The organism is Caldicellulosiruptor sp. DIB 104C, from assembly GCF_028198085.1.
Classification (GTDB): Bacteria; Bacillota; Thermoanaerobacteria; order Caldicellulosiruptorales; family Caldicellulosiruptoraceae; genus Caldicellulosiruptor; species Caldicellulosiruptor saccharolyticus.
The window spans coordinates 1,156,478-1,182,615 of sequence record NZ_CP116337.1; the positions used below are offsets into that span (position 1 = coordinate 1,156,478).

Genomic DNA, 26,138 nt, shown 5'->3' on the forward strand with positions numbered 1-26,138 from the left:
TTTCAAACACCCTCTTCGAAGATATATTTATTAAAATTCTCTGGTAATTCGGTAACATACTTACCACTAAAACAAGCTGTACAAAAGTTTTGCAGCTTATTGTCAAATACGCTATTTAGGCCTTCTAAACTGAGATATTCGAGCGAATCAGCACCTAAAATCTTGGCAATTTCCTGAGGAGTGTAGTTTGCTGCAATTAGCTCATTCCTATCTGGTGTATCAATCCCATAGTAACATGGAAAGAGGACAGGCGGTGAGCTTATCCTAAGGTGTACCTCACGCGCACCTGTGTCTCTTAACATTTTTATTATCTTCCTTGAGGTTGTGCCCCTAACTATTGAGTCATCAATTAGCACAACCCTCTTTCCAGCTACATTGCTTTTTAGTGGATTTAGCTTGAGCCTGACAGCTATCTCTCTTTGGCTTTGTTGAGGCTTAATAAATGTCCTTCCTATATACCTATTTTTTATAAATCCTTCTGAAAATGGTATCTTTGCCTCCTCTGCATAGCCAATAGCAGCCGTTGTACCTGAGTCTGGAACTCCAATTACAATATCACACTCAACATAAGATTCTCTACAAAGCTGTTTACCAAGTTTTTTTCTGATTTCATAAACACTAATACCGTCAAGATACGAATCGGCTCTCGCAAAGTAGATAAATTCAAATACGCACAAGTGTTTGAAACTTTTCCCATATTTTATACTCTTAATTCCATCCTTAGTTACACTAACTATTTCACCTGGCTCCACATCTCTTATATACTCAGCGCCTACTGTATCTAAAGCACATGTCTCTGACGCAAAACAAATATTGTTGTTTATTTTGCCCATAACAAGCGGCCGCAGCCCATATGGGTCTCTTACCGCAATCAGTTTGTTTGGCGTCAATATCAAAAGTGAATACGCGCCTTTTATCTCATCCATTGTTTTGAGTATGGCCTCTTCTATATTCTCCGACTTTATTCTGTTTCGTGAAATCAAATTGGCAATTACCTCAGAATCAATAGTAGTTTGGAAAATAACACCTTCTTGTTCAAGTTTCTCTCTGATAATATGCGCATTTACTAAATTTCCATTGTGAGCAAGTGCCATATGGCCTTTTCTGTATTTTACAACAAGTGGTTGAGCATTTTCTCTATTACTTTTTCCTGTTGTTGAGTATCGAACATGACCGATTGCTGAGTGCCCTTTGAGGTGGTTTAAAACCACCTCATTAAATACTTCATTAACCAGTCCATTGTCTTTGTGATAAATGATATTCCCTGAATCATTTACAGCAATACCGCTACTCTCTTGTCCTCTATGCTGAAGAGCATATAGTCCAAAATAGGTAATTTTGGCACTATCTTGCTTTTTATCAGTACGGTATATTCCAAATATACCACAGTGGTCTTTAAAGGACTCTTCTAATTCTTTAAAACACATGGTATTGCCTCCTGATATATCCTCTCAACTTCATTCAAATCTAATTTTAGTTTTTTGTCATTTATTTGCCCAAGTATTTCAAACTTGTCTGTTACTTCACCAACTATTTCTAATTCAATACCGTTTAAAATTTCTCTTATCTTTGGAAGATTCTCTTCTTTAAATGTGACTAAGAATCGCCCTGGTGTCTCGCTAAATAGGTAAAAGTCTTCTCTCAAAGAAGTATTTATTTTAATCTCTGCACCTTTTTTACCTTTTAAAGCACTTTCTAAAAGAGCAATTACAAATCCACCATCTGAGATATCATGAACAGATTTAAACAAACCTTGATTGATACATTCTAAGACCTTGTCACATGTTTCTCTGTGTTTTTTTAAATCAAGCTTTGGTACTCTTCCAGAAACAATTCCATGGTAAAAACTTAAATACTCTGAAGCACCTATATCACCTAAAGTCTTGCCTATTATCGCAATGACATCTCCCTCTTCCTTGAAGGATATGTCTACAGCCTTCTCAACATCTTCAATAACTCCTACCATTCCAATTACTGGTGTTGGATAAATCGCACCTTCTTCAGATTGGTTGTAAAAAGACACATTTCCACCTGTAACTGGTGTCCCAAAATATTCACATGCAACTCTTAACCCTTCAATTGTTTTTACAAATTGGTAGTAAATTTCTGGATAGAGTGGATTTCCAAAATTTAACCCATCTGTAATAGCAAGAGGTTTTGCACCTACCGCTACTATATTCCTATAGCTTTCTGCCAAAACAAGCTGAACTCCTTCATAAGGATTTAAATAGCAATACCGTCCGTTGCTATCAATTGTAACAGCAATACCTTTCTTAGTACCTTTGACTCTCAACAAACTTGCATCATGCCCTGGTCTTATAATTGTATCAGTTCTTACCATGTAATCGTACTGCCTATAAATATATTCCTTACTTGCAAGGTTTGGATTGGAAATCATCTTCAATATGGCCTCATTTAAATCTTGAGGCTGAGGAAGGGAATAAATGTCAAACTGTTGGGATATTTTTACAATCTCTGGTTCTTTTGTCTCTCTTACATAAGCTGGTGCATGGGCAAGTGCTTTTGCAGGAACCTCTGCAACAACATTTCCATTGTCAAGGATTCTTAACATCCCATCATCCGTGACTCTTCCTATCTTGACAGCATGAAGTCCCCATTTTTCAAATATCTTATAAACTTCTTCTTCCTTTTCCTTTTTTACAATAACAAGCATTCTCTCTTGCGACTCAGAAAGCATAACCTCAATTGGGTTCATACCCTCTTCTCTTTTTGGAACAAGCGCTACATCTATTTCAATTCCTGTTCCCGCTCTTGCAGCTGTCTCACATGTAGATGAGGTCAAACCGGCTGCACCCATGTCTTGAATTCCAACAACAGCATCTGTTTGGAAAAGTTCTAAGCATGCCTCAAGCAGCAGCTTTTCCATAAACGGGTCGCCAACTTGCACAGCAGACCTTCTTTCTTCTGACTCCTGTGTAAGGTCAGTTGATGCGAATGTAGCACCACCCATACCATCTCTTCCTGTTGTATGCCCAACATAAAAGACAGAATTGCCAACTCCCTCTGCAACACCTTTAAAAATTTTGTCCTTTTTCATAATACCAACGCACATAACATTTACAAGGATATTGTTTTTATAGATGGGGTCAAAAGTTGTCTCTCCACCAACTGTTGGAATACCTACACAATTACCATAACCTGCAATTCCTGAAACAACTCCTTCAAATAAGTACTTAGTTCTACTATCTTCAAGTTTACCAAACTTTAGTGAGTCCAAAAGCGCAATTGGCCTTGCACCCATTGTGAATATATCACGAATTATACCCCCAACACCAGTGGCTGCTCCTTCGTATGGCTCAACAGCTGACGGATGATTGTGGCTTTCAACCTTAAAACACACTGCATATCCATCACCAATGTCAACAATACCCGCATTTTCTCCTGGTCCTTGTAAAATATGCTCCCCTTTTGTGGGAAGATGTTTTAAAAGCGCCTTTGAATTTTTGTATCCGCAGTGTTCAGACCACATAACACCAAAAAGATTAAGTTCTAATTCATTTGGTTCTCTTCCTAAAATATCTATAATCATTTTGTATTCTTCATATGTCAACCCAACCTCTTCATATAGGTGTTTTTTCAAAATATCTCACCTCGACCTCAGATAATTGATGATGCTCAAAAATACTCTTTTCCCATCCTCACAACCCAAAAGCTTTTCACTACTTCTCTCTGGATGGGGCATGAGTCCAAATACATTCTTTTCCTTGTTGCATATCCCTGCAATGTTCAAAATGGAACCATTTGGGTTTGTGTCTTCATTTACATTGCCATTTTTGTCACAGTACTGTAGGACTATTTGTTCATTCTCTATCATTTCTTGTAAAGTAGCTTCATCTACCACATAATTCCCTTCACCGTGAGCAATTGGCAGGTTTATTACTTCATTTTCTTTATAAAGGTTAGTAAACGGAGTTTTGTTGTTAACAACTTTAACATACTGGTCGGAACATATAAATTTTAAGTTTTTGTTTCTGATTAGAGCACCTGGCAAAAGATGACTTTCTGTCAAAATCTGAAACCCATTGCAAATCCCTATAACAAGACCTCCATTTTGAGCAAATTCTTCTATTCTCGGCATCACTTTTGAAAACCGTGCTATTGCCCCTGCTCTTAAATAATCTCCATAGGAAAAACCACCGGGCAGAATTATGCAGTCAAAATCCAATTTTTCATTATAATCATGCCATATATATTCAACATGTTCATTTATTACATCTTTGATAACATGATAGCAGTCACTGTCACAATTTGAGCCAGGAAAGACAACAACACCAAACTTCATTGTCTACTCCTCCGAAATATTAAACTTATACTCTTCCATTACTGGATTACATAGAAGCTTTTCGCACATGAGTTTTACCTCTTCTTTTGCCTTTTCAATGTCATTTTCATTTAAGTATACAACTATATACTTGCCCATCCTAACCTTTTCAACATTCTCAAATCCCAAACTCTTTAAAGAGTTCAAAACAGCAATGCCTGGGGGATCTGAAATAGATTTCTTTAAATATACAAAAATCTCTGCTTTAAGCACCTTTTTATTGCATCTCCTTTCTTTAAAAAACTTGTATTTTACAACCCAAGTCTTTTCAAAACCTCTTTGTAAGCCTCTTCAACATTTCCAAGGTCTCTTCTGAATCTATCCTTGTCTAATTTCTCTTTTGTGTTCATATCCCAAAATCTACATGTATCTGGTGAGATTTCATCGGCTAATATTATACTGCCTTTGTATTTTCCAAATTCCAGCTTAAAATCAATCAAATCAATATTTACCTCTTTCAAATACTCCCTCAGAATCTGATTGATTTTAAACGAATATTCCACAACTTTGTTAATTTCCTCTTCTGTTGCAAGTTCTAAAGCCAAGATATGATACTCATTTATTTGAGGGTCATGAAGTGCATCATTTTTATAGCAAAACTCTAAAACTGGCCTTTTTAGGGCTGTTCCTTCTTCAAGCCCAAGCCTTTTGCAAAGTGAACCTGCAGCAATATTTCTCACAATGACCTCTACAGGAATTATCTCCACTTTCTTTACAGCTGTCCTTCTTTCGTCTATCTGCTCAATAAAATGTGTAGGAATACCTTTAGATTCTAATAATTTGAAAAAATGGTTTGAAATTTTGTTGTTTACTATACCTTTTTCATTAATTATACCTCTTTTTGTACCATCAAAAGCAGTTGCATCATCCTTATATTCAATTATAACAATGTCATCAACGTCTGTCTCATAAATCTTTTTTGCCTTTCCCTCATATAACAATCCTTTCATTTGATAACTCATAATTATAAAACCTCCTAAAGTTCTGTTGACAAATATTAGACTCTTATTATTGATATTTCAAAATGTATAATTATTCAAAATTCTAAGTTTTAAAAGGGGAGCATTATCTTTGCTCCCCTTTTTTTTCTAATGGGCGATGACCATAAATCTTAAGATGAACAGAATAGCAAGCACATAAGTAATTGGGTGAACCTCTTTTGCTTTTCCTCTTAAAAGTTTGACTAAAACGTAGAATATAATACCAGCTGAAATACCATTTGCAATACTGTAAGTAAATGGCATTATCACTATTGTCAGAAATGCTGGTAGAGCTTCTTCAAAGTCGTTAAAATCAATCTTCTTTATTGAGCTTATCATCATAACACCAACAGCGACAAGTGCTGGAGCTGTAGCCTGGGATGGAACAAGCCCGATAAACGGAGCAATAATCAGTGCAAGGATAAACAGAAGTCCTGTCACAAGAGAAGTAAGACCAGTTCTTCCACCTTCCTCTATACCTGCAGCACTTTCGATATAGGTTGTTACAGTAGAGGTACCAAATATAGCTCCAACAATTGTAGCTATCGCATCTGACATAAGTGCTCTGTCCATATTAGGAATATCACCTTTTTCGTCAAGCATACCTGCTTTGTCAGCAAGTCCAACAAAGGTACCAATACTATCAAACATGTCAATGAGTGTAAATGTCAAAATTATTGCAAACAAGCTCAAAAGTACAGCTCCAATTCCTCCACCTTGGTTATGCGCAGAAAACAGTCCTGCAAAATCAAAGTTGAAAGCAGAAACCTTGAATGCTTCTAAACTAAATTTAAACTTTGAAAGGTCAACAATTTTCAGTGGAAAGCTGATTATTGTGGTAATTATAATTCCAATTATTATTGCACCTTTTACTCTTCTTGCAATCAAAATTCCAATTATCAAAAGTCCAATTACAGCAACAAGTGCACCACGTGAAGCTATTATACTCTTGTTTATATCAGGATTATTTGTAAAAGAATTGAATGCTGCAGTAAAATCACCAAATTTTGGCAGTTTCGAACCTGGGTCAATAACCACTATCCCACTGTTGATAAACCCTATAAAAGCAATAAACAGTCCTATACCTGCAGTCATTGCATGTTTTAAAGATTGTGGAATTGACTTCACTATTGCTTGTCGCAAACCTACAGCAGTTATTAGAACAAATATTATACCTGATATAAACACTGCAGCAAGAGCTTGTTGAGGAGTGTATTTCATCTGGAGGCACACTGTATATGTGAAAAATGCATTAAGCCCCATTCCCGGTGCCAAAGCAAATGGAAGATTTGCATAGAGTGCCATTATAAGTGTACCGACAGCAGCCCCAATACATGTTGCAAAAAACACTGCCTGCTTGTCAAGACCAGTTGTACTGAGGATTGTGGGGTTGACAAATATTATGTAAGCCATTGTTATAAACGTTGTAAAACCTGCTATTACTTCTGTTTTTACATCAGTCTTTCTTTCTTTCAGCTTAAATAAGTTTTCTAACACAAATCATACCACCTTTCTTCGAACATTTTTATAATTGTAAATCCGAATGTTTGGACATTACAAATACATATTATCAAAGCAATTACCGTAGTGTCAATAATTAATTGTGAACAAATTTAAAAAAGTTATTTATAATATTCGGAATGATTATTTACAAAAAAAGAGACCATCATCTTTCCTCTGGTGATGGTCTCTTTTTTGGCAATTTATTATACACTTATTGTTAATCATTTGTATTTATTGGTGCACCAAGTGTTACTTTAAAATCTTTAGTTTGTCCATCACGCAATACCCTTATAGTAATCACATCTCCAATCTTATGAGTAGAAAGTATTGATTGAATATCTGAAAATGTAGTTACCTTTTTACCATCTATCTGGAGAATTAAATCTCCTTCTTTTAGTCCCGCCTTTGCTGCACCAGTGCCTGAATATACTTTAGAGATATATAAACCTACAATATTTCCAGCTCTGTCGTAGTACTCCATAACAGAAATACCTATTGTTGGCCTTAAAACTTTTTTGTATTTAATCAAGTCATTTACAATTGGCTTTACATAGTTTATTGGTATAGCAAACCCCATTCCTTCAACGCCTGTTTGAGATATCTTAGCAGTGTTTATACCTATTACCTGTCCACTGCTATTTACAAGTGCTCCACCACTGTTTCCGGGGTTTATTGCCGCATCTGTTTGTATCAAGGGTATCTGTATACCATTTCCCACGTCAAGTTTTCTATTGACAGCACTTACAACACCAAATGTAACAGTACCAGCAAACTCCTGACCTAACGGATTCCCTATTGCAACAACAAACTCACCCACCTTAACCTTTGAAGAGTCTCCAAGTGGTGCAACAGATGTTACATATTTTTGATCAATCTTTATAACTGCAATGTCACTGAGTGCATCTGTTCCAACAATTGTTGCTGGAACTTCCTTTTCACCCGATAGAATTACTGAAATGCTGCGTGCACCTGATACAACATGGTTATTTGTAACAATATAACCATCTTTGCTTATAATAACACCTGAGCCCTCACCAATTGTAACCTCTTGTGTCTCATCAGTCCACCAGTTGTATGCAGTGCCTTTGTTTTTGATACCTACAACAGCTGGTCCAACTTTTTTAGCAACATCTGTAACAAATGAATCGTTACCTGAATTTAGAACCACTGTTTTAGTAACAGGTGCTGAGTTATTTGAACTTTCCAAGTTAAGACCGCTTATAGCTGAGTTTACATCGTTTTTGAAGTTAGCAAAGTTAACACCAAAATATCCCATAAATATTATTGAAACCAGTAGAGCACCAATCAAGCCGCCAATGAAGCCTGCAAATAAGTACCCTTTTAAAGATTTCTTTTTCTTTATAGTTCTTGGAACCTCAAAGTTAATAGGACTATAAGAAGGTTGATAATTTGGTGTTTCGAAATCAAATTTATCAGACATCTTATCCTCACCTCTTATACTTTATTTTTTCACTTATAATTTTACCCCTTGTTTTTGAAAAAATTTTTAACGAACTGTTAACAAATAATAAAAATTATTTTAAATCAAGAGTAAATGTAAATTTTGTACCCACACCCTCTTCACTTTCAACCCAGATATTCTGCTTATGGAGCTTTATAATCTCCTTTACTATAGAAAGTCCCAAACCTACGCCCTTTTCAAGGCTGCGCGACTCATCAACCTTGTAAAATCTTTCCCATATGAGTTTTTGAAGCTTTTCAGGTATGCCAATGCCCGTGTCTTGAATTGTGATATATGCTTTGCCATTTTCAACTTCGGAATATACATATATCTTACCCCCGACTTTATTGTACTTTATCGCATTATCCAAAAGGTTGTGAACTACCCTGCTAATCAAATCCCTATCTGCCTTAACCACAAGATTTTCATCTACTTCCAAAAATACTTCTATCTTTTTCTCTTCAATTCGCTTTTCAAACTTAATCAGTTCTTCTGCTATAACAGAATAAATCTTAAATGTGCTCAAATTTAAATTTATCTTCCCCCACTCAAGTCTTGACAATTCTAAAAGTTGATTTATTAAGTTGTTAAGTTTTATAACCTCTTCTTTCACTAAGTTTAAATAAAAATCTCTTTTGTCATCAGGAATTGTCCTATCAAGTATACCTTCAATAAAACCTCTTATAGATGTAAGTGGAGATCTTAGCTCATGAGAAACATTTGATATAAAACTTTTCCTCATCATCTCTAAGTTTTCTAACTTTTCTGTCATGTAATTAAAAGAAGCTATAAGCTCCCCAATCTCATCACTGCTGTTAAGTGGCATAAGAATCTTTTCTGAAAAATCTCCTTCTGCAATTTTTCTTGAAACACTTGCAAGCTTTTTTATTGGGGTGATAATTTTCTGTGTAAGCGTATAGGTTATAATCAACACAAGAATTACCTCAAACAATGTAATAAGCCATATTATTCTATTGTACATCCTAAGTGTTTGCCGAATATCGTCTGTTGATGTGATAAGCAAAAGTCCAGAAACTACTTGATTATTTATTACAACAGGATACCCAATTATAAGATATTCTTTTTTTACGATAGCCCCTATTAATGTCTTCTCAACAGCGATATTACCACTGAATACCTTATCTCTAATCCTTTGAAGAATTGAATCATTTATAAAAACTTGTTCATCTGAATTTAGTACAACATTTGCATTTCTGTTTATCATTAATATTGAGGCATTTAAATAGTCACGTAAAAAATTTATCTCAAATCTAAGCCTATCCCTTTCTAAAAAGCCTGTGATATACCAAAGAGCAAGACCTGTTGCAATCTTTTCAGCTTCACGGACAAGCTGAGTTTGTTTTTGTGATATAAAATAATTTTCAGTAAGATTGTTAAGTATTGTTCCAAATATTAGAAAACCCATGACAATTATAACCGTGTAGATAGTAACAAACTTAAAGTATATAGATTTCAATTTAATTCACACCCTTAAGGCAAATTTAAATTTCAAATTTATAACCAACACCCCAAACAGTTTTGATACGCCAAGGGTATTTATCTTTTTCTATTTTTTCCCTAATCCTTTTAATATGGACATCAACAGTTCTGGTATCGCCCATAAAATTATAACCCCATATGTGGTCAAGAAGTTGTTCACGTGTAAATACCTTATTAGGATGAGATGCTAAAAAATATAAAAGCTCTATCTCTTTTGGCGGCATCTCTATAATCTTGTCCTCTAGCTTTACCTCGTATGTAGTTAAATTGATGGTAAGGTTAGGATAAACAACCACTTTTTCGTCGTTCACTTCACCTTGAGTTCTTCTTAACACAGCTTTTATTCTTGCAATGAGCTCTTTTGGGTCAAATGGCTTGACAATATAATCATCTGCTCCAAGCTCTAAACCCAACACTTTATCAAATGTTTCACCTTTTGCAGTGAGCATTATAATTGGAATATTACTGATTTTTCTGATTTCTCTGCATACTTCATACCCATCTTTTTTAGGGAGCATAATATCCAGTATGACTAAATCCGGCATCTCGTGTTTAAACATGGTTATACCATCGCTGCCATTGTGGGCGATTACAACTTCAAAACCTTCTTTTTCTAAATACAGTTTAATAACCTCACAAATCTTTACATCATCATCAATGACTAATATCTTCATTTCATTCCTACCCCTTCTACACCACTTTATAGATTTCATCAATTGGTAGTTCATCTATAAGTATAATATCACCGTTTGAACTTATAAACTCTATCTTTGGTTCTTCAATAATCTCTCCGACAACGCAGCAATCAATCCCTTTCTCTTTGAGCTCATAGAGAAGCTCATTTTCTTTATCAGTAGTAATCAGCATACTTCCACTTGAGATAAGTTTATACGGATTTAAATTATAAAAAGAAGAAACCTTCTTAACACTACTACTCAACACAATTTTTTCCTCATAGATTCTCGCACCTTTTCCTGAAGCCTTACAAACCTCAAAAATTGCCCCAAAAAGGCCACCTTCAGTGATGTCGTGCATAGAACTTGCATATTTTCTCGCAACCAAGCCTTCTTCAATCACACTCAGCTTGTTGATATAATTCTCTATTTCTGAAACTTCCTCTGGAGTTAAAAATGTTTTTAGCTTTTCTTTTTTTTCATTATATAGTATAAATGTGCCTTCTATCCCCAATGTCTTTGTGATGATAATCTTATCACCCACTTTTGCTTTACTGGTAGAGATGAGCATGTCCCTTTGTACCTTACCAAAACCTGTTGACACAATCAATGGCTTTGTAACAACGGGCGATACTTCACTGTGACCACCTAAAAGTTGTATATTAAACCTTTTGCAAGCCTCTTTTATATCCTGCAAAATTTGAATAAACTCCTCTTGGCTACTTTCTGGTGGCATAAGGACGGTACATAGCACTCCTATTGGCTCAGCACCCGCTGCAGCCAAATCGTTGCAAACCACAACAACTGAAAGATATCCAATCATACTGCCTGCTGCTGTTATTGGATCCATTGTGATAACAGCAATATCACTTTTAATATCAACTGCCGCTGAGTCTTCTCCAATAGCTGGTGCAAGAAGAATGTCACTTCTTTCCGGTTTTTGGTCAAACACATGCTCCTCTAATATTTCAATAGGAATTTTTCCTATTTTCAAACAAAAGACCCCCTTTTTGGTCAAAATTAAAATACTCTGTCAGGTAAAAATATATCAAACATTCCAACTACAAAAGAGGTTATTAAATTTGCAACAAAAGGTACCTTTATTCCAGGGACTGACATATTGGCAAAATATAAGATAGCAAAAGTTACCAAAAAAGCAATAATCCCTCTTCCTATCGGTGTTCTGTACAATGTAGTAATCCTCTCAATTATATATGTTACCACAGATATCGCAGCAATTAAAGCTATTCCAGCCATCCAGTTGCTAAAAACAAAATTTGGATAAAGTATTTGCATTAAGAGCATCATAAAAGATGCAACAACAAACCTTACTATAATGCCAAGCCAGCTTGCATATCTTCTTTCTCTTTTTTCACTCATAACAAAAGCACCTCCCTATTTGTAGCTTTTCACGTTCGTTAATTTCTTATTCATTGGAGGTGCTCTTGAGCTTTTTATATTCACTTAGATATTTCACTGTGTATACTATAAGTGCAAATATTGCAAATACCACTGCTATCACTAAAATGTAAAGTGATATTTTCATCTTCAAGAGAAGAGATATTATAGCAATGTAAAACAAAACAGTGGCAATCTTTCCATATATGTTGGCCGAAACTACAATTTTTATTTTTCCATATAAAATGACTGAGCCTACAATCATAAAGAGTTCTTTAAACAGTATAATGTAAAAAACAATAGAAGGAACATAACCCTTGTAGGCCAAGCACCATAAAACGGTAAGTATCATAAGCTTATCAGCCAGTGGGTCAAACAGCTTTCCAAATTCTGTTACCATATTATAACGACGAGCAATAAACCCGTCTAAGACGTCAGTAAGACCTGAGAGCAAAAATACTCCTATTGCTATCAAATAGTTGTATTTAACGCTTGAGAAAAAGACTAAAACAAAAAGAGGAATTAAAAAGAATCTTAAAATAGTAAGCACATTGGGAAGGTTCAATAAATACACCTCTTTATTCTCTTTTGTCACTTTTTAAGATTTTATCACATTTTTATGAGAATATCCATATCAAAAAGGCCTTTTTGAAATGCTTAGCTTTTTTGCTGCTCATTTTCTACCTTTTCGAGCTTGAATATAGAGACTTCATAGGCAGTTCTTGTCTCAACTTCGCCAGTTTCTAATCTTTTCTGATAATCTCTACTCTGGACTCTTCCCCATACTTTTATATTATCACCTATTTGGAAGGTACTTGCATATTTTGCATTTCTACCCCACGCAATACAGGGAATATAATCTGATTTGCCATAAAGCCTGTTTACAGCCAGTAATATGTCAGTTATCTCTCTGCCCAATGGAGTTGTTCTATATTGAGGTTTTTTACATACATACCCATTTAGGAATATCTCATTTATATTTCTGGTTGGGTCAATGGTCTCTACATTTTTTATATCTCTTGCAAAAATAGTGAGAATAAGCCTATTACCAATATTTGAAGGATTATTATAAGACCTAAACTGGCCAATTACTTCTATAAGGCTTCCTTCATCAAGGTTTACGTTAATCAAAAGTCTCTCTGAAATTGTAACAAGCAATACATCCTTTTGCTGAGAAAGCCTTGGTACTTCAAGCTTAAATGTGAAAAATTTCTCACCAAAACTCTCATGGCTAAAATTAAGTGGAGTTGCTACCTTGCCACATAAGTAAACTCTATTATTATCTAAAGGATTTTGAGGCATAATTAATCTCATCCCTTCGTATTTTTTTAGCTTATTTTTATCCTATTCAAAAAGTTGCGTTTTTAGACTTTCAAATTAATTGAAACAAAACCTTCAATGTAGTAATAAGAGGATACACATACAAAAGTTCATAGTCTATTAAGGTATATACGCAATGTTCTGTTATTTCTTTCTCAATAACAAAATTTCCTTCAATATCTTCAACAGCTCTTTGAAAAAATAGATTAAAAGTTACTTTATTGTCGTGTCCATATTCTAAATGGGTAATGTTTACAGTGTTTTGTGGCGAAAAACCTATATCTATAATCTTTGAACTGATACCATTGAGATTTCTATTAGCTGTGTCATCTGAAAAAAGCAAAACCACTTGTTGTTTATTTAACACACTTGACAGCCCATCTAAAAGCTCATTTTGTAAGATAATTATTATATCACAAATCTTTGCAGTCTGCTCTGGACAATCTGAGTACAAAATGATATAATCAAAAAGCAATTTGAGTTGTGATACTAATAATACAAGGTTTTCTTTTTTATTACGGTTCTTTGCCAAATCTATCTCTAATATTTTTTTACCCTTTTTTTTGATAACATCAACAAAGTTATTTTTAAATAACTCTTTTAATTGCACACTGTTTGACAGTACATACACTCTTGTCATAACATTTCCTCGTTTAAAATGAAGTGTATATATTAGTGTGACCCGTGCGGTTTTAATTTATTTAACTGTATTTTCTAACTTTCTTTGTATACCTTGGTGATCAATATAATAGTTATTTTTGTATATTAATTCAGAAACTGTTACAAACTGGTATCCTCTTTTTGAAAGCTCACCTAATATCTTTGGAAGTGCATACTTTGTGTTCTTTGCGTTATTGTGAAATAAAATTATTGATCCACTCTTTACTTTCCTTAATACTCTTTGTGCTATATCATCTTCAGGCAAGTCTTTCCAATCAAGTGAATCAACATCCCATTGGATTACATAATAGCCTAAGGAAGTGAGGGTCTTGATTAGAGTATTGTTATAATCGCCATAGGGAGCTCTGAATACAACTGGTCTTTTGCCAATTAGCTTTGAAATCTTTTCTTCACAACTTTTTATGTCTTCTATAATAGCTGTTTCTGATAGTTTAGACATGTGTAAATGTTTGTCAGAGTGACTTCCAATCTCATGTCCCTCTTTGCAAATCTCAAGTACATCCTTCGGGTATCTCTCTACCCAAAAACCGACCAAGAAAAACGTAGCTTTTGCTTTATACTGTTTTAAAATTTTGAGAAGATCTTTTGTATCGTCATTACCCCAAGCAGCATCAAATGTAATTGCAATTTTATTATCATTTCTTGCAACACAATAGATGGGAAGAAGTTTTTTCTGGTTTATAACTTCTATTGCAACTTCTGAATAAATGTAAATACAACTTGCAAGAAACACTATAAGGATAAAATAAAATAACACTCTCACAATCCTTGAGATATTAATGACCTTTATCATCCTTCACTTTAAAATAATTTTTCTACAGTAAGTTTATGAAAGATAGGAAAACAATATGCAAAAGAGGAGAGCTCAATATTTCAATCTGAACTCTCCTCTTCTTCGCCTTTATTTCCTGTTTCATTTTCAAACTTGCTTATCACAGACTGAAGCTCGCTCTTTATCCTTTTTATTTCTTCTTTTAAACCTTGCAATGTCTTTTCATGCTCTTCAATCTCCTCAAGCAACGCTTTCTTTTTATTTTCTCCTTCTTCTATAGCCTTTGAAACAATACTCTCTGCCTTTTCCTGGGCAATAATCAGTAGCTCTGCAATTTTAATCTTTTGTTCATTTAATTTTGAAAATTCCTCTTCAAGCTTGCTAAGCTTCTTTTTCAATTCCTCATTTTCTTTTTGAAGTTCTACAATTGTCTCTTGTTTCTCTTTTATTTCCTTTTCGTATGTTTTCTCAAGGTTATTGAGATATTCAATTACAGAACTTGGCTTGAATCCTCTAAACGCTCTTGCAAATTTGTAGGTACTCATTTTCTTATGTATCCTCCATTTTACAATCCTTTTTTGATATTTTAACACAAAAAACAGCTCTTTGTACAACAAATTTGGTTACCACCCAAGTAGATCCTTCACAACCTCATAAGCCATTAAAAATCCGGCAACAGGTGGAACAAATGAAATACTGCCTGGCACATGAGCCTTTTGCGTCTTTTCCTTTAAAAACTTGTAATCAGGCTTGAGAGGTTTCTCTTCGGAGTAGACCACTTTTAGTTTTTTTATTCCTTCCTTTCTCAGTATACTTCTTATCTTTTTAGCAAGTGGACAGTTTTTTGTAGAGTAGATATCAGAAATTCTCAGTAAAGATGGATTTAACCTATTCCCCATGCCCATACTACTGATAATTTTTATCTCTCTTGAAATTGCAAATTTAATTAATGCAATCTTTGCAGAGACATCATCAATTGCATCAACTATGTAATCTATCTTTGTATTGCCAAGTAACTTTTCAACATTTTCTGGATTAATTTCTTTCGGAATTTTCAACACATTTACAAAAGGATTTATATCTAAAGCTCTTTCATATGCAATATCAACCTTTGATTTACCTATATTTGATATAGTAGCTATTAATTGTCTATTTAAATTTGAAACTGAAACCTTATCCTTGTCGAGTATCACAAAATTTTGTATTCCGCATCTTACAAGTGCTTCAAAAGCAAAGCTTCCAACTCCACCAAGACCACATACAGCAATGTTTACGTTTGACAATTTCTTAAGTCCATCCTCCCCTATTAGCATCATTGTCCTTTGAAATATATCCACTGTATCCACTTCAACTCTCCTTTCAAATTCAAAAATGAGAATTAAGATAAAAATAAAAGACCCATTTAAATTCATGGGCCTTTGTACACTTTCTTTTCATTTTGTTCAGGAACTCCACCATGCCGTCCTCAGGGAGTTTCCCAGACCCTGCCTCAGCAGGTGGGTATCCTGCCAATAGCTTTGCATTACTTCCTGTTTGTCACCCAAACAAAATCTTGGGTGGGAAGCCTATGCGCCACTATTGGACTCCGGATTCCCTTTTATGATGGTGTTGGCCTGGAACTTCACCATCTTGTAACGCACACGGCAGAGTTCCTTTTTGGGCTACTTTCTTTTCTAATTTAAATATATCACAGATTCTTCGACTTTTCAACATGGTGATTTTTGCTACTTGAGTATCTCTGACACCTGTCACCCCACGTAGCAACTAAGTTATTATTGTTGTAAAATTCTACTACTTCACAGTTATTAGAACACCCTTTGCATTCAAATCCCCTTGTTTCAAACTTACTGTTGTTGATACAATCAAACCCTTTAAAGTTACTTATAAGCCCCTTTGTCTTCTCCTTTGCTAAAAGGGCTATACCTATTGCTCCCATGACATTAAAATACTGAGGAACAACAATCTCTTTTTGCAAAACCTGTTCAAACGCCTTTTTCATTGCGATGTTTGCAGCAACTCCACCTTGAAATATAATAGGCTCTTCAATTGTCTTACCTTTTGCAACGTTTGAGATATAATTTCTTGCAAGCGCTAAACAAAGTCCAAAAAGGATATCTTCGGAAAGATGTCCAAGCTGTTGTTTGTGAATCATGTCAGATTCTGCAAACACAGCACACCTTCCCGCAATCCTCACAGGATTTTTAGATTTTATTGCTATCTCTCCAAGCCTTTCTATAGGAATGTTTAGCCTCTCTGCTTGCCTATCCAAAAATGAACCTGTCCCTGCAGCACAGATAGTGTTCATTGCAAAGTCAACTACAATTTCGTTTTTTATCAAAATTATCTTTGAGTCCTGTCCACCTATCTCAATTACTGTTCTCACATTTGGAATAAAGTGAATTGCTGCCTTTGCATGTGCTGTAATCTCATTTTTTACAGTATCTGCTCCAACCATTATTGCAGCAAGATTACGACCAGATCCTGTTGCCCCAACTCCTGAGATTTTTAACCTCTCCCCATACTTCTGATAAAGCTGTGCAAGCACTTTTTGCAAAACTTCAATTGGTCTGCCCTCTGTTCTTACATATATACTTTCTACAATGTTGTTATTCTCGTTAAGCAATACCACGTTTGTACTAACAGAGCCTATATCAATTCCAAGAAAGCAGTTTAGCTTGTCCACTTTTTTCACTCCTTGACTCGATTAAATCTAAAAAGGCCTCTAAACGCGTTTTTAGCCCCACATCACTTTCCATTTCATCTACAACAATGTGCAATAGAGGCACTCTAAATTCATTTCTGAGATCGGCCAATATAGACTTTGCTACAATCTCTGGCATACATGTGAGAGGAAAGACATGAACAATACCGGCAAAATGCTTACTTTCAAACCATTTCGCGTAGGCAATTGTCTCTCTTGCATGACCACCAATCATATTCTTCATTATGTCTTTTGAATGTCTTTTCACAACTATGTCTCTTTTTCTTAGCAATGGATATATCAAATGATTGTCGATCCAGTATGAAATATATAAATTTCTCTCCACCTCATATCCCATCTCACCAATTATTTTTTCAATATTGAGATTTGCAAAGTCATCTATAATAGTATATATCTCTCCTACAATTCCAATCTTTTTTACATTCTCATCTACTACATACACATTATCTAAAAGTACAGTAGTTGCTTCTGTTAACTTTTTCATCTGTTCAATACCTTTTGTTTTCAAAGCCTCAATTCTAAATCGATTATATATCCTATCAACATTTCCTTTTACCATTTCCCTGGGTCTTAGAAAATGCACTCTTTTTTCAATCCTGTCAATCATCTTTGCCAAACTATAGATTTTAGGCAAAATACCAATTAAGTTTTTTTGGGCAAAAACCTTCCCTGCTTCAGATAAAAAATTTTCAATTCCATAATGAAGTGGTTCAATTACAATCATTTGGACGTCAAATCCAGCGTCTTTTAAAATCTCCTTTTGAAGTGCACCATAGTATCCAAACCTGCACGGACCACATCCACCAAACATCACAATTGTATCAGCACCCATTTCAATTGCCTGAACAAAGTTTCCTATGTTGAGCTTAAATGGCATACATATAAATTCAGGTGAGTAGTTTTTCCCAATCTCCAAAGTCTTTCTGTTATTCAGTGGCGGGACAATGACTTCAAATCCAAGCTCTTCAAAAAGTGGTTTTGCAATCATATAGAGATTACCCATGTGTGGAAATGTAATCTTCATTCTCTCTCCTCCATCCAATCATGTCAATAAAAGCTTCTATTCTTGTCTGAATTCCGACGTTGGCAGAGTGTTCATCTAAGGTAATACAAAGATAAGGCAAATTCAATATCTTGCAACTTCTCCTAATTACCTCTTCTAAAATGGAATCCATTCCACAGCCAAATGTCATAAGATATACAACACCGTCAAGTTTTAAATTTTTCTGAGCCCAATAAAAATATTCATAAATGTTTTGAGCAGTTGACCAAAAGAAAGGTTTTGGTAAGTCAAGTGAAACGTCTTTGTCTGAGATGTGGTGGTATAAAGGATAGATTGGGTTATAGCCACTTGATTCTATAATTTGCAGAATATCTTTGTTGAGATTATTGTCAAAGATGACATAACTGTGTCCTAAGACTAAAATATTCTTTTTGTCTTTTACGGTTGGCGGCAAATATTCTAAAAGTTTATTATTAGTAAAGCCTTCTACAATCTTTTTCAATTGTCTTTTATCATTTGTAAAATGTTTGCCCAGTTCTACTAAAAAATCATTTACATAAGACATCCCATTTCTTAAGTTTAGTTCTGGTGAGATTATCCTCATGTTAGTATAATGTGTTTTTACTAAGTCAGGAATTCCAATAATTTTCGGACATGAATATGTTCTATACCTAAGTGAGGTCAGCCTTGGCAGTAAAATAGCATCGACTTTTTGGTATTTTGCTAAGTATTCAACGTGACCAATGAACACCTTTGCGGGCATACAAATCTCTTCTATACTATTTTGTACTCCAAACTCTACCATCTCGTTTGTTGTAGGCCCAGAGAAGATTACTTCTGACTCATCGGATATTTTTGAGAGAAAATTAGCCAAAAATTTTTCCATTCCGATATAACAAAAGCTATTTGGAATTCCTATTTTCATGTTTCTCTTCTCCTTTTTAATCTTCTATTTCTAATCGACTATTTACATATTATCCCCATATTCACCTTAGAAAATACAAAAAAATAAGGGACTGCCCCAAAAGATGAACTGACAGCCCCTTACCTTCAATATTTAGAGGTTTATTCACTTTTTCTGCATTGTAGGTTATGGTTTTAAATATTTAGAATTATGTCATTAGACAACCTCTTGTAAAAGTCGCATACATTGTTTATAATGCATTCTCTGCACTTGGGTTTTCTTGCTTTGCATGTAGCCCTTCCATGATAAACCATAAGATTGCTAAATATAGTGTACATGTCAAATGGAACTATTTTTCTCAGTTCAAACTCTATCTTATCAGGGTCTTTACTTTTCACAAAACCAATTCTGTTTGAAAGTCTCATACAATGTGTGTCAACTATTATGGAAGGTACTCCAAAGATGTTTGCCATTATGACATTTGCTGTTTTTCTTCCCACACCCTTCAGCTTTGTTAACGCTTCAATGCTATCTGGCAAAACGCCATTGTACTTTTCTATGAGAATCTTTGCTGTTTCTTTTATACTCTTTGCTTTGTTTTTATAAAACCCAACAGGTTTTATATCTCTTTCCAATTCTTCTAAATTAGCATTTGCAAAGTGTTCAAGCGTAGGATACTTTTTGAAAAGCTTAGGCGTTATCTTATTTACACGTTCATCAGTACTCTGGGCTGCTAAAATTGTTGCTATTAAAAGCTCATATGGTTTATCATAATCTAAGGTACACTTTGGCTCTGGGTAGATCTCTAAAAGTTTTTCTATTACGTATATTGCCTTTTGTGTTTTTGTAATCTTTGTTCACTCCCTATTTGTTTTTTAGATATTTAAAAATGACCAAAAAAGGAGGAGATTTAAAGATGATTATCAGGAAGGCTACAATCACTGACATACCACAAATTTTATCAATTTATAACTACGAAGTTTTAAACTCATCCTCAACATTTGATACTCAGCCAAAATCTACCGAGGACTTTTTAAAACTCTTTGACCTACACAGTTTTAAATACCCAATTTATGTAGTTGAAGATAGTTCAAAATTTATAATTGGTTATGGTTGTCTATCACCTTTTTCTGATAAAGAGGGATATTCTATTACTGTAGAAGATTCTATATATATCCACCATCTTCACAGAGGAAAAGGTATTGGCAAAATGCTTTTAAAATTTTTGATTGAAAATGGAAGAGAAAATGGATTTAAAAATATTATTGCCAAAATCTGTGCTGAAAATCAACCAAGTCTTAACTTACACAAATCCTTAGGATTTGTTGAGGTTGGGAAACTATATAATGTAGGTTATAAATTTGGCAGATATTTAGATGTTGTCATTTTGCAACTAAATCTCTGAATTTGCTTAACACAAGCTTTGAGTTTTCAAAGAGCCACTTGACTTCATTTACCTTTAAAAGATAAATCACAACTGAATATGAAATTACTCCACAAAATATTTGGATTGCTAAATTTATTGTTCGTGTTAAAAACAAATGAGGTGTTGTTATATATACAAATTTCTTTGCAAGAATAATAGCTATTAACATACACACTGATGCAAAAATTGCTTTTAAAAGGACAATTAACGAACTTTTTAAACCTATTTTCCCTACTCTCTTAATTAAGCTCCTTAAAAGTAAAAATACCGACACATATGCCACAATACTTGTCCCAAGAGCTAAACCTCTGTGCTGTAAAAACTTCACAAGAATTACATTTAAAATAATGTTAACAGCAACAGCAAATATCCCGTTTTTCATAGGTGTCAACGTATCTTGGATTGAATAAAATGTCCTGCTAAGTATATCTCTTACTGCATACCCTAAATACCCTAAGGAGAAAAACATAAGTGCGCCACTTGTGAGATATGTAGACTTTTTATTAAACGCTCCTCTTTCGTAGACAACTTGGACTATTTCATTGCTAAGAATAAAAACTCCAAATGTAATTGGAATCATTATCAAAATTAGAGAGTTAATTGACAGTATCAAATACTTTTTGAACTCTTCCTGTAGATTACTTGAAAAAAACCGTGAGAGATAAGGGTAAATAACTGCTGAAATTGAAGCACTAAAGATGCCATAAACTAAGCCGTTGAGTTTATCAGCATAGTTTAATGCTGAAATACTTCCTTCTTGCAAATATGAAGCTAAATACCTATCCACAAAAGAGTTTAATGATATTACAGACGAACCAATGAAAACTGGCAAGACAAGTTTAAACATCTTTTGTAGATATTCATCGTTTATATTAAAATCAAGTTCCCATTTAAAGCCTTTTTTCTTGGCAAATGGTATTTGAAATATCACCATTGAAAGATATCCTAAAACAAAGGCAATTGCAACAGCGTATATATCGAACAAATCTTTGAGGAAAGCAGAAAGAATGATTATTGCATTAAAGGGAAGTCCCACCAATACTGGAATAACAAAATTTTCATTTGATTGTAGAAAACCTTGGAATATATAATTAGCTCCTAAAAAGATTATATAAAAGAAAGTAATCCTCATAAGCTGTGAAGTAAGCTGCTTTTTTGGCAAATCAAAACCCTTAAATATTATGTCAACTATAAAAGGTGAAAAAATAAAGCCAATAATTGCAATAAAAAAAGCAGAAGCAACAATTAAAAAAAGGGCTTTATTTACAAACCTATTTGCTCTTTGTCTTCCTTCTTTTACTACTATTTCATTGTAAATTGGTATAAATGTTGTTGAAAACGAGGCCAATATACTTGCAAAAAAAACGCCCGGCAACAGCTGGGCAGCAATTAGTGAATCCAATTTATAGCTTGTTCCGTAAAACGCCCCTAACACAACCTCACGAAAAAATCCAAATAACTTTGACAATATTGTTGCCATTACCACCAAAAAGGTTGCTTTTGTAATCCTTTTTGTATTATCAGACATACAAGACCGCCTTTCTTACTTTTATATGAACTTGTCCAATTTCTTTTCTTTGAGCATCTCAACAATCTTTTTCACATCCTGAGCTCTGTTTTTTGCACAAACCAAAACAGCATCCTCTGTCTCTGCAATAATAACGTCTGAAACATTGATGGTAGCAATAAGTCTATTATTCCCGTAAATTATACAGTCGCGTGTATCTATACCAACATGCAACGCCTTGATAATGTTTCCGTCCTCATCTGGTGGAAAGATTGCACCCAATGAGTCCCATGAACCCACATCATTCCAACCAAAATCCCCAGGTACAACAACAACCTCATCGGCTCTTTCCATTATACCATAGTCAATTGAGATATCCTGCAAACTTGGATATATCTCACTTACATATTTGAATTCCTCTTCTGACCATAGGTATTCATATATAGAGTAAAATTTATTGTATATCCTTGGCAAAAATCTGTTAAAATTCTGGATAATTGTGTCAAGCTTCCATATAAACATACCACTGTTCCACAGATAGTTACCACTCTTTATATAAGATTTTGCCTTGTCAAATGATGGTTTTTCCACAAATTCCAAAACCTCATATGCTTTTTTGTCATACTTGTCCTGCGAGTCTTTATCAAACTTGATATATCCATATCCCGTTGAAGGGAATGTTGGATTAATTCCAATTGTTATTAGTTTATCAGTCTTTTCTGCAATCTCAATACAGGTATTTAAAACCTCCGCAAATCCGTCATTGTCCTTTATATAGTGGTCAGAAGGGAATACACACATAATTCCATCTTCATGTAACTTTTTAATTTTCAGTGCTGCATATAAAATACATGCAGCTGTATTTCTGCCTATTGGCTCATAGATGATATTGTCCCTATCAACCTCGCTATCTAAAACCTTTTCTATCATCTCTTTCTGGTTTATATTTGTTACAATAAATATATTTTTCTTTGGAATTACCCTAGATATTCTATCAATAGTCTCATTTATTAATATGTCATTTCCAGAGAGGTTTAAAAACTGCTTAGGTGACGAACTCCTTGATAAAGGCCAGAACCTTGTGCCACCACCACCTGCCATAACTACTGCAAATTTCTGCATTTTTAAACCCCTCCTTCAAGCAAAATAAGATAAACTTTAACATTTATATTATACAATATTTTTCAGGTTTTAAAACAGAAAAGATCCAAAGTCTTAAAAAACTTAACTACTTTCTTCTCTGTTCTAAACTCTTGAATATATCAGTCCAGTCCAAATCAAAATATGAAAGTAGTACACTCAAATGATAGATGAGGTCTGAAACTTCATATATAACCTCTTCCTTTGACCCATTCTTAGCAGCTATTACTACCTCTGTAGTCTCTTCGCCAACTTTTTTGAGAATTTTGTCAAGGCCTTTTTCGAACAAATAACAGGTGTATGAACCTTCAACTTTATTTTTCTTTCTGTCATTTATTGTTTCAATCAGTTTAAAAAGAATATCAACTTTACTTTTCTTGTCTTCTCCAAAAATGTTTGTAAAAAAACAGGTTTTATTTCCAGTATGACATGCCACACCTGTTTGCTCAACAATTGCTAATATAGCATCGCCATCACAATCAAGATACAACGCCTTTACTTTTTGAAAATTTCCAGATGTCTCGCCTTTTTTCCATATTTTATTTCTACTTCTGCTAAAATAGTGCATATATCCTGTCTCAATTGTAAGGTTTATACTCTCTTCATTCATGTAAGCTAACATCAAAATTTCATTTGTATTGAAATCTTGGACAATCACAGGAATAAGTCCGTTCTTGTCAAATTTGAGTGCTGATAAATCCAACATCTTATGTTCTCACCTCAATATTATGATTTTTCAAAAATCGCTTCAGATCACTAATTAAAATCTCACCAAAATGAAAAATTGACGCAGCCAGTGCTGCCTCAGCACCTACTTTGAAAACTTCTAAAAAGTCCTGAGGTCTGCCAGCACCTCCTGAAGCAATAACAGGAATATTAACAGCTGAGCACACAGCTTCTGTTAACTCTAAATCATAGCCAGCTTTTGTTCCATCTCTGTCCATTGAAGTCAAAAGGATTTCACCAGCTCCTCTTTTTTCCACTTCTTTCGCCCATTTTATAGCATCAAGACCTGTATCAATCCTGCCCCCGTTTATATACACATGAAAACCATCTTTGTGTCTCTTTGCATCTATTGCAACAACAATACACTGAGAACCGAAGATTTTTGCAGATTCATTTATCAAATCAGGATTTTTCACAGCTGCTGAGTTTATTGAAACTTTATCAGCACCTGCTAACAGTAAATTTCGGATATCTTCTATATTCCTTATACCTCCTCCTACTGTAAAAGGAATGAATACTCTTTCTGCAACCTTTTTTACAACATCAATCATTATCTTCCTTTCTTCATGTGAGGCTGTAATGTCCAAAAATACAAGCTCATCTGCACCAAGCTGGTTATATTTTTGGGCACATTCAACAGGATCTCCAGCCTCAACAAGGTTTATAAAATTTATGCCTTTCACAACTCTTCCTCTATTAACATCAAGACAAGGAATAATTCTCTTTGCAACCATAAGCCATCTTCTCCTTTTTTGCTTTTCAAACTAAATTGATTATCTCATTTAGCTTAACGTGCCCTGTGTAAAGAGCCTTGCCTATAATTACACCATCAACACCTATACCTTTTAATTTTAAAATATCATCCTTGGAAGAAATTCCACCTGAAGATATTAAAAATCCATCAAATAAACTTCGAATATATTTTGCAGCTTCAAAGTTGTGACCTTTTAACATTCCGTCAGTTTTTATGTCAGTATATATAAGTTTTTGAAAACCCAACTTTTTAATATGCAAAATCCCTTCTTCTATTGAAATTTGAGTTGCTTCTTGCCAGCCAGAAAGCTTTACAAATCCATCTTCAAAGTCAAGTGACGATATAAACTTTTCATTCCCAAACTTTTTTTAGAGCATCTTTTACAAACTCAGGATTTTTAAAGATAATAGAACCCAAAATGATATAGTCAATTCCTGCCAAAAGGTAATCATTTATTGTCTTTTTATCTCTTATACCTCCACCACATTCTATAGTCAAACTTGTACCTTCTTTTATTCTCTTTATTACTTCAAAATTAACTGGACTCCCTTTCTTTGCACCGCCTAAATCAATTACATGAAGGTAACGCGCGCCCTCTTTTTCAAAGTACCTTGCCTGCTCAACAGGATCTGAATTGTATTCATGGATTTTATTGTAATCTCCTTGGGTAAGTCTTACACACTTACCATCAATTATGTCTATTGCAGGTATTACAATCATATCAATCCCCCAAAATTTCTTAAGATTTCAAGCCCAACCTCACCACTTTTTTCTGGATGAAATTGTGTCGCAAGGATATTTCCTTTTTCAATAGAAGAGTCAAACTCTATTCCATGTTCACATGTAGATGAGACTATCTCTTTGTCCTTGTTGTCAACATAGTATGAGTGAACAAAGTAAACATACTGTCCATCTAACCCTTTTAAAAGTTTTGAGCTATTTTTCACTTTTATCTTATTCCACCCCATATGAGGAATCTTAATAGTGTCCTTTTTAGGAAACCTTTTTACACTGCCTTTTAAAACCTTTAGCCCTTCACAATTTCCCTCTTCACTGAATTCATAAAGAAGTTGATACCCCAAGCATATCCCAAGGAAAATAGCATCATTTAGCTTTCTTTTCAGAATACCAACCAAGTCAAGCTTTTCAAGGTTCTTATAAGCTACATCAAACGCACCTACTCCAGGCAATACGATTGCTTCACACATTTCTACTTCATCTTTGTTTGAAGTGACAATAGGACTAAATCCCAAGTATTCAAAAGCCTTTTGTACACTCCTCAAATTACCCATTCCATAGTCTACAATGCAAATCCTTTTCAAAT

29 protein-coding genes and 1 other RNA gene are annotated in these 26,138 nt (G+C 34.3%); 1 reads left to right on the plus strand and 29 read right to left on the minus strand.

The window, feature by feature from the left end:
* Positions 1 to 2: 2 nt before the first annotated feature.
* The 22 genes from purF to nth all read right to left on the minus strand — a co-directional run bounded on the left by purF (position 3) and on the right by nth (position 20,112).
* Positions 3 to 1,427 carry an amidophosphoribosyltransferase gene (gene purF / locus PGC14_RS05730; RefSeq protein WP_271629768.1) on the minus strand — a complete coding sequence of 475 codons (1,425 nt, stop codon included), beginning with the start codon at positions 1,425 to 1,427 and terminating at the stop codon, positions 3 to 5.
* Positions 1,409 to 3,601 (minus strand): phosphoribosylformylglycinamidine synthase subunit PurL, encoded by a 2,193-nt coding sequence (gene purL / locus PGC14_RS05735; RefSeq protein ID WP_271629769.1) that lies wholly within the window; start codon positions 3,599 to 3,601, stop codon positions 1,409 to 1,411. The genes purF and purL overlap by 19 nt, the downstream gene beginning before the upstream one ends.
* A gap of 6 nt (positions 3,602 to 3,607) precedes the next feature.
* Positions 3,608 to 4,303, minus strand: a complete 696-nt coding sequence (purQ, locus tag PGC14_RS05740) for a phosphoribosylformylglycinamidine synthase subunit PurQ (protein ID WP_039764342.1) — start codon at positions 4,301 to 4,303, stop codon at positions 3,608 to 3,610.
* Positions 4,304 to 4,306: 3 nt separating this feature from the next.
* Positions 4,307 to 4,555 carry a phosphoribosylformylglycinamidine synthase subunit PurS gene (purS, locus tag PGC14_RS05745; RefSeq protein WP_039764344.1) on the minus strand — a complete coding sequence of 83 codons (249 nt, stop codon included), beginning with the start codon at positions 4,553 to 4,555 and terminating at the stop codon, positions 4,307 to 4,309.
* A gap of 38 nt (positions 4,556 to 4,593) precedes the next feature.
* Positions 4,594 to 5,304, minus strand: a complete 711-nt coding sequence (gene purC / locus PGC14_RS05750) for a phosphoribosylaminoimidazolesuccinocarboxamide synthase (protein WP_271629770.1) — start codon at positions 5,302 to 5,304, stop codon at positions 4,594 to 4,596.
* Between the two features lie 126 nt (positions 5,305 to 5,430).
* On the minus strand, positions 5,431 to 6,819 hold the full coding sequence (locus PGC14_RS05755) for an NCS2 family permease (protein ID WP_039764347.1): 1,389 nt from the start codon (positions 6,817 to 6,819) through the stop codon (positions 5,431 to 5,433).
* A 223-nt stretch (positions 6,820 to 7,042) separates the two neighbouring features.
* Complete coding sequence (locus PGC14_RS05760) at positions 7,043 to 8,266, minus strand: S1C family serine protease (protein ID WP_039764349.1); 1,224 nt, start codon at positions 8,264 to 8,266, stop codon at positions 7,043 to 7,045.
* A gap of 94 nt (positions 8,267 to 8,360) precedes the next feature.
* Entirely contained in the window at positions 8,361 to 9,764 is a 1,404-nt protein-coding gene (locus tag PGC14_RS05765; protein ID WP_039764351.1) for a sensor histidine kinase, read from the minus strand.
* Between the two features lie 25 nt (positions 9,765 to 9,789).
* Positions 9,790 to 10,461 (minus strand): response regulator transcription factor, encoded by a 672-nt coding sequence (locus PGC14_RS05770; protein WP_271629771.1) that lies wholly within the window; start codon positions 10,459 to 10,461, stop codon positions 9,790 to 9,792.
* Positions 10,462 to 10,477: 16 nt separating this feature from the next.
* Positions 10,478 to 11,455, minus strand: a complete 978-nt coding sequence (locus PGC14_RS05775; protein ID WP_271629772.1) for an AIR synthase family protein — start codon at positions 11,453 to 11,455, stop codon at positions 10,478 to 10,480.
* 26 nt (positions 11,456 to 11,481) lie between these two features.
* A complete protein-coding gene (locus PGC14_RS05780) occupies positions 11,482 to 11,841 on the minus strand; it encodes a phage holin family protein (protein ID WP_039764354.1) in 360 nt (119 codons plus the stop codon).
* Between the two features lie 46 nt (positions 11,842 to 11,887).
* On the minus strand, positions 11,888 to 12,424 hold the full coding sequence (gene pgsA, locus PGC14_RS05785; protein WP_039764356.1) for a CDP-diacylglycerol--glycerol-3-phosphate 3-phosphatidyltransferase: 537 nt from the start codon (positions 12,422 to 12,424) through the stop codon (positions 11,888 to 11,890).
* Between the two features lie 92 nt (positions 12,425 to 12,516).
* Positions 12,517 to 13,161, minus strand: a complete 645-nt coding sequence (locus PGC14_RS05790; protein WP_039764358.1) for a single-stranded DNA-binding protein — start codon at positions 13,159 to 13,161, stop codon at positions 12,517 to 12,519.
* A gap of 70 nt (positions 13,162 to 13,231) precedes the next feature.
* Positions 13,232 to 13,819: a hypothetical protein gene (locus PGC14_RS05795; protein WP_039764360.1), complete on the minus strand. Its 588-nt coding sequence runs from the start codon at positions 13,817 to 13,819 to the stop codon at positions 13,232 to 13,234.
* A gap of 57 nt (positions 13,820 to 13,876) precedes the next feature.
* A complete protein-coding gene (locus tag PGC14_RS05800; RefSeq protein WP_039764362.1) occupies positions 13,877 to 14,653 on the minus strand; it encodes a polysaccharide deacetylase family protein in 777 nt (258 codons plus the stop codon).
* 80 nt (positions 14,654 to 14,733) lie between these two features.
* Positions 14,734 to 15,177 (minus strand): DivIVA domain-containing protein, encoded by a 444-nt coding sequence (locus tag PGC14_RS05805; RefSeq protein ID WP_039764612.1) that lies wholly within the window; start codon positions 15,175 to 15,177, stop codon positions 14,734 to 14,736.
* Between the two features lie 78 nt (positions 15,178 to 15,255).
* The gene (locus tag PGC14_RS05810; protein ID WP_039764614.1) at positions 15,256 to 15,948 is read right to left on the minus strand and encodes a tRNA threonylcarbamoyladenosine dehydratase; all 693 of its coding nucleotides are present in this window, start codon (positions 15,946 to 15,948) and stop codon (positions 15,256 to 15,258) included.
* 128 nt (positions 15,949 to 16,076) lie between these two features.
* A non-coding RNA gene (gene ssrS / locus PGC14_RS05815) (6S RNA) lies at positions 16,077 to 16,285 on the minus strand.
* 34 nt (positions 16,286 to 16,319) lie between these two features.
* On the minus strand, positions 16,320 to 17,315 hold the full coding sequence (locus tag PGC14_RS05820) for an acyl-CoA dehydratase activase (RefSeq protein WP_039764363.1): 996 nt from the start codon (positions 17,313 to 17,315) through the stop codon (positions 16,320 to 16,322).
* On the minus strand, positions 17,284 to 18,378 hold the full coding sequence (locus PGC14_RS05825; RefSeq protein ID WP_039764364.1) for an acyl-CoA dehydratase activase-related protein: 1,095 nt from the start codon (positions 18,376 to 18,378) through the stop codon (positions 17,284 to 17,286). Before PGC14_RS05825 ends, PGC14_RS05820 begins: the two co-directional genes overlap by 32 nt.
* Positions 18,350 to 19,282 (minus strand): acyl-CoA dehydratase activase-related protein, encoded by a 933-nt coding sequence (locus tag PGC14_RS05830; protein WP_039764365.1) that lies wholly within the window; start codon positions 19,280 to 19,282, stop codon positions 18,350 to 18,352. The genes PGC14_RS05825 and PGC14_RS05830 overlap by 29 nt, the downstream gene beginning before the upstream one ends.
* 173 nt (positions 19,283 to 19,455) lie before the next feature.
* The gene (nth, locus tag PGC14_RS05835; RefSeq protein ID WP_039764366.1) at positions 19,456 to 20,112 is read right to left on the minus strand and encodes an endonuclease III; all 657 of its coding nucleotides are present in this window, start codon (positions 20,110 to 20,112) and stop codon (positions 19,456 to 19,458) included.
* 65 nt (positions 20,113 to 20,177) lie between these two features.
* Between nth and PGC14_RS05840 the strand changes: the two genes are divergently transcribed.
* Positions 20,178 to 20,666, plus strand: coding sequence for a GNAT family N-acetyltransferase (locus PGC14_RS05840; protein WP_039764367.1), 489 nt, complete (start codon positions 20,178 to 20,180; stop codon positions 20,664 to 20,666).
* Here PGC14_RS05840 and murJ read toward each other — a convergent pair.
* The 7 genes from murJ to hisH form a co-directional block, all read right to left on the minus strand.
* A complete protein-coding gene (murJ, locus tag PGC14_RS05845; protein WP_271629773.1) occupies positions 20,644 to 22,215 on the minus strand; it encodes a murein biosynthesis integral membrane protein MurJ in 1,572 nt (523 codons plus the stop codon). The genes PGC14_RS05840 and murJ overlap by 23 nt on opposite strands.
* Positions 22,216 to 22,236: 21 nt before the next feature.
* Complete coding sequence (locus PGC14_RS05850; protein ID WP_039764370.1) at positions 22,237 to 23,316, minus strand: mannose-1-phosphate guanylyltransferase; 1,080 nt, start codon at positions 23,314 to 23,316, stop codon at positions 22,237 to 22,239.
* A gap of 106 nt (positions 23,317 to 23,422) precedes the next feature.
* Positions 23,423 to 24,040 carry a bifunctional phosphoribosyl-AMP cyclohydrolase/phosphoribosyl-ATP diphosphatase HisIE gene (hisIE, locus tag PGC14_RS05855; RefSeq protein WP_039764372.1) on the minus strand — a complete coding sequence of 206 codons (618 nt, stop codon included), beginning with the start codon at positions 24,038 to 24,040 and terminating at the stop codon, positions 23,423 to 23,425.
* Between the two features lies 1 nt (position 24,041).
* Complete coding sequence (gene hisF, locus PGC14_RS05860) at positions 24,042 to 24,794, minus strand: imidazole glycerol phosphate synthase subunit HisF (protein ID WP_039764375.1); 753 nt, start codon at positions 24,792 to 24,794, stop codon at positions 24,042 to 24,044.
* Positions 24,795 to 24,819: 25 nt separating this feature from the next.
* The gene (locus PGC14_RS05865; RefSeq protein ID WP_271629860.1) at positions 24,820 to 25,158 is read right to left on the minus strand and encodes a HisA/HisF-related TIM barrel protein; all 339 of its coding nucleotides are present in this window, start codon (positions 25,156 to 25,158) and stop codon (positions 24,820 to 24,822) included.
* Positions 25,159 to 25,165: 7 nt separating this feature from the next.
* Positions 25,166 to 25,534, minus strand: coding sequence for a HisA/HisF-related TIM barrel protein (locus tag PGC14_RS05870; protein WP_271629774.1), 369 nt, complete (start codon positions 25,532 to 25,534; stop codon positions 25,166 to 25,168).
* Positions 25,531 to 26,136 carry an imidazole glycerol phosphate synthase subunit HisH gene (gene hisH / locus PGC14_RS05875; RefSeq protein WP_039764377.1) on the minus strand — a complete coding sequence of 202 codons (606 nt, stop codon included), beginning with the start codon at positions 26,134 to 26,136 and terminating at the stop codon, positions 25,531 to 25,533. The genes PGC14_RS05870 and hisH overlap by 4 nt, the downstream gene beginning before the upstream one ends.
* Positions 26,137 to 26,138: the final 2 nt, after the last annotated feature.